The organism is Streptomyces sp. P9(2023), from assembly GCF_032436795.1.
GTDB lineage: Bacteria > Actinomycetota > Actinomycetes > Streptomycetales > Streptomycetaceae > Streptomyces.
The window spans coordinates 1-234 of the sequence record NZ_JAUPWM010000870.1 but is presented as its reverse complement, the minus strand read 5'-3'; the positions used below and the strand labels follow the sequence as shown (position 1 = coordinate 234).

The window sequence follows — 234 nt, the reverse complement described above, 5'->3', positions numbered from 1 at the left end:
AGATGGCGAACGCTACTTCTTAATACCTGATGAATTACAAAAAGACTTGGCTTGGAACGAAGGTGATCCAATAGAATGGATTGATAATGGTGATGGAAGTTTGACTTTAAGGAAGCTCAGTAAGCTCGAAGCATTAAAGTTAAAAGCATTTGAAGACCCATACGTGAAAGCTGAGTATGACTGACTAAAGCATGATTCTAAGTTTGATCCACAACTTCTACGCAATGAGTCGCA

At 38.9% G+C, this 234-nt stretch carries 1 protein-coding gene; it reads left to right on the top strand.

Annotated elements, in window-relative coordinates:
* Window positions 1–184, top strand: a 184-nt coding sequence (locus Q5762_RS39745) for an AbrB/MazE/SpoVT family DNA-binding domain-containing protein (protein ID WP_315897189.1), incomplete at its 5' end; no start/stop codon positions are given.
* Window positions 185–234: the final 50 nt, after the last annotated feature.